The sequence below is a fragment of the Pedococcus sp. P2_A3 genome (assembly GCF_056405035.1).
In genome coordinates this window covers 1-3,586 of the sequence record NZ_JBFUCW010000047.1, presented here as the reverse complement: position 1 = coordinate 3,586, position 3,586 = coordinate 1, and the positions used below count along the sequence as shown (strand labels likewise).

The following is a 3,586-nucleotide window of genomic DNA, read 5'->3' as shown; positions in this document are numbered from 1 at the left end:
CTCCTGGAGTGGCTCGTCAGACCGGGTGACACCGTCCACCGCGGCGACATCGTCGCCGTCGTCGACACGACGAAGTCGGCCGTCGAGGTGGAGTGCTTCGATGACGGCGTCGTCGAGCAGCTGGTGGTGGATCCCGGCACGGTGGTCCCGGTCGGGGGCGTGCTCGCCCGCCTCCACCCCCTCGACGACCACACAGCCGAGCCCGAAGTTCCCCGGCCGGCGCCCACTTCGCCCATTCCGGCACCCGCTCCAGCGCCCGCGCGGCGGACGTCGGAGCGCGCTCAGGCGCAGACCCCGGCGCCGGGCCTGGACGCCCACCCGCCCGTGGTGGCCAGCCCCTTGGTGAGGCGCCATGCCGAGGAGCTCGGCGTCGACCTCGGCGTCGTCGCGGGTAGTGGAGGTGGGGGACGCGTGACCCGCCACGACGTGGACGTCGTGGCCCACGGCATACCGCCCGGTGCGCGGGCGCGCATGCAAGCGGTGCCGGCGCCGCAGCCGCCCGCCCCGACGACGCGGCCCGTCGCGGCCACCGCTCGGGCGCGGGTCTCACCCCTGGCCAGGCGACTCGGCGCCGAAGCCGGTCTCGACCTCGACACGGTCACCGGCACCGGGCCTGGAGGTTCGGTACGTGCCGACGACGTGCGGGCGGCCGTGCAGGCTGCGGGGGCCGCCACCCCGACCACCCCTGCACCGACCGTGGCCTCACACCCACCGGACCACGACCTGCGTGCTGCCACGGCAGCGCTGATGTCCAGGTCGAAGCGGGAGATCCCGCACTACTACCTGTCCACCACGGTGGACCTGTACCGCACCGCGACGTGGATCCACGCACGCAACCGCGAGCTGGAGGTCGGGGAGAGCCTGGTCCCCTCCGCGGCCCTGCTCTGCGCCGCCGCACGCGCCGCCGCCCAGGTGCCTGAGCTCAACGGCCACTGGGTGGACGGGGCGCTGCACACCGCCACGGACGTGGACCTGGGACTGGTGCTCTCGCTACGCGGGGGCGGCCTCCTCGTGCCGGTCATCAAGGGCGCCGACGCACTCAGCATCGGCGAGGTCATGAGCCGGATGCGGGACCTCACCCACAAGGCCCGGAGGGGCCGCCTGCGCGGCTCCGAGCTGCAACCACCGAGCATCACGGTGACCAACCTCGGCGAGCGCGGTGTCGAGAGCGTCCACGGCGTCATCTACCCACCCCAGGTGGCGCTCGTCGGGTTCGGCGCGGTCAGCGACCGGCCGTGGGCCGTCGACGGCCTGCTCGGGATCCGCCCCCTGGTCACGGTCACCCTCGCGGCCGACCACCGAGCCACCGACGCGGCAACTGGGTCGCGACTGCTCAGAGCCATCGACACCATCCTGCAGACCCCAGAGGAGCTGTGATCCCCGTGAACACCCTGACCACTGACCAGGCCCGTGACCTGCTCGGCACGACACTGCGCGAGATCGTCCCCGACGCAGACCTTGCCGTCCTGCCACCCGGCACCGACCTGCGGTCGACCTTCGAGCTCGACTCCATGGACGTCGTCGAGCTCGTCGAGCGGCTCAGCAAGCGAGCCGGCTTCCGGATCGAGGACGAGGACGCCTGGGTGTTCTCCAACGTCGACGACGCGATCGCGTTCCTCACGTCCCACGCCCCCGGGCGCTGAGGGCTCCGCGGGCTGCGCGGGTCAGTCACCCAGCGACTGGCTGCCGGGCAGTCACACCGCGGCCGGGTGACGCTCCACGCTGTGGGTCACCGTCAGGTGGATGTCCATGACGTTGCTCAGCAGGTGCAGCGCCTCGTCATGCGGTCGCTGGAAGGAGTTGCGACCCATGATCGTCCCGAACCCTCCGCCCAGGGCCGTCTGGCGGTTCTCCTCGAGCACCGCCGCGGTCTCCTTCGCCGCCCCACCCGAGAAGATGACGATGCGCTTGCCGTCGAAGGCCGACTGCACCACGTGGCGCACCCGGTCGGCGAGGGTGTCCAGCGGGACCCCGGCCTCCACGAGCGCGGCCCGTGCAGCGTCGGACTCGATGGCCTCCGTGGGTGGCTTCACCTTGACGATGTGGGCCCCGAGCTGACAGGCGAGGTGGGCGGCGTAGGCCACGACGTCGACCGCCGTACGCCCGCTCGTCGACACCCCGCTTCCGCGCGGGTAGGACCACACCACGAGTGGGAGGCCGGCCGCATCCGCATCCCGCGCGAGCGACCGCACCTGCTCGTACATCTCGTTGCGGTGGGCCGACCCCGGGTAGATGGTGAACCCGACCGCAGCACACCTCAGCGCCAGCGCCTCCTCCACCCCGGCGACCACCGCCGGCTCGGGATCTGTCCCGACGTAGAGGCCGTCGGCACTGTTGCACTTGAGGATCAGGGGAAGCTCCTCGGCATACACGGGCGCCACGAGGCGCGCAGCCCCCAGCGGGAGGGCGTGGGCGCTGCAGCCGGCCTCGATGGCCAGGCGCGCGTGGTAGCGCGGGTCGTAGCCGGCCGGGTTGACGGCGAAGCTGCGTCCGGGCCCGTGCTCGAAGCCCTGGTCGACCGGCAGCACGACCAGCTTCCCGGACCCACCCGTCCTGCCCTGCATGAGGATCCGCCGCAGGTGGGCGATGGTGGCCTTGTTGTCAGCGGGGTACCACGACAGGATCTGGTCGACGCGATGGGACATGGCGGCACTTCCTTCTGGGCGGGTCAGGCGACGATTCCCTCTCGACCCACCCAGCATCAGCCCGCTCCGCGCCCGCGGGCAGGGTCGTTGGTCCCGGCCCGAGCACACCTGTGGGGAGCCGGTCCGGCAAGGCTGCCCGGCGGGACTCCGGCACGTCCGGCACGTCGGGCAAGGCTGCTCGACAGGACTCCAGCAGGACTCCGGCGAGGTCCCCGGAGGCCCGAGCGTTTCTCGGGGGACCTTGGCCCCTGTGCGGGTGGTGCGGCGCGCTGCAGGCTCGAGGCACGGGGTGCAGCCATCCCGACGACCCCACGAGGACCGGAGGACCGACCATGTCCGACATCGACAGGGAGCGGGCCCGCAAAGAGGCTGCCGACGCGCTGACGTCGCGACCCCCCGGCGAGGGCGAGTCACGGGTGCAGGCAGCCCTGCGCCGTTACCTCGGCACCTCGTTGACCAGCCTGCGCAGCCGGGACCGTTCGAAGCCTCCCGAGGACGCACCACCACCGGGACAGCGCAGGGGTACCCAGCCCGAAGACCAGGACAAGTAGCCATGGCGCGCTCGGGCGGGGCCGACCGTGCCCTGGCGCGTCGGCCCGGCCCGAGGCGACCCGGACCGTCCCAGCCCGCACCTCGGCGGAGGGTTCGCCGTGCCACCTGTCCGTGACCTGCTGCTGCGGTTCCGCCCGTCCGGCGCCCCCGGGGCGGCTGGCCCTGCAGGCGTGCCCGTCGACGTGTCAGCACAGTGGTCGGCAGAGCTCGCACCGGTCTTCGCCGCCCTCGCCGCGACAGAAGACGAGTGCACCGCGGTGGCGAGCGAGGGGCTGCGGCGCGCCGACCAGGCGCGAGCGACGATGAGGACGCGAGCCGACGCGCTGCGGGCGGGGCTGCACCAGCAGGCCGAGGCCGAGCGCGCGATGGACGCCGCGGCGGCGCACGAC

The 3,586-nt window shown here is 73.0% G+C and carries 5 protein-coding genes; 4 read left to right on the top strand and 1 reads right to left on the bottom strand.

Features of this window, described 5'->3' with window-relative positions:
• Positions 1-1,377, top strand: a 1,377-nt coding sequence (locus AC1DX8_RS21090; RefSeq protein ID WP_477631918.1) for a 2-oxo acid dehydrogenase subunit E2, incomplete at its 5' end; no start/stop codon positions are given.
• Positions 1,378-1,382: 5 nt separating this feature from the next.
• Positions 1,383-1,643, top strand: a complete 261-nt coding sequence (locus AC1DX8_RS21085; protein ID WP_477631917.1) for an acyl carrier protein — start codon at positions 1,383-1,385, stop codon at positions 1,641-1,643.
• Between the two features lie 51 nt (positions 1,644-1,694).
• On the opposite strand, the gene AC1DX8_RS21080 is transcribed toward AC1DX8_RS21085, so the two are convergent.
• Positions 1,695-2,645 (bottom strand): class I fructose-bisphosphate aldolase, encoded by a 951-nt coding sequence (locus AC1DX8_RS21080; protein ID WP_477631916.1) that lies wholly within the window; start codon positions 2,643-2,645, stop codon positions 1,695-1,697.
• 332 nt (positions 2,646-2,977) lie between these two features.
• Between AC1DX8_RS21080 and AC1DX8_RS21075 the strand changes: the two genes are divergently transcribed.
• Together AC1DX8_RS21075 and AC1DX8_RS21070 are read left to right on the top strand one after the other, a co-directional pair.
• Complete coding sequence (locus AC1DX8_RS21075; RefSeq protein WP_477631915.1) at positions 2,978-3,196, top strand: hypothetical protein; 219 nt, start codon at positions 2,978-2,980, stop codon at positions 3,194-3,196.
• Between the two features lie 99 nt (positions 3,197-3,295).
• Positions 3,296-3,586, top strand: a 291-nt coding sequence (locus AC1DX8_RS21070) for a hypothetical protein (RefSeq protein WP_477631914.1), incomplete at its 3' end; no start/stop codon positions are given.

Excerpts from the sequence above, each read along its gene's own strand:
- AC1DX8_RS21075 (WP_477631915.1), top strand. The coding sequence starts at position 2,978 with ATGTCCGACATCGACAGGGAGCGGGCCCGCAAAGAGGCTGCCGACGCG.
- AC1DX8_RS21080 (WP_477631916.1), bottom strand. The coding sequence starts at position 2,645 with ATGTCCCATCGCGTCGACCAGATCCTGTCGTGGTACCCCGCTGACAAC.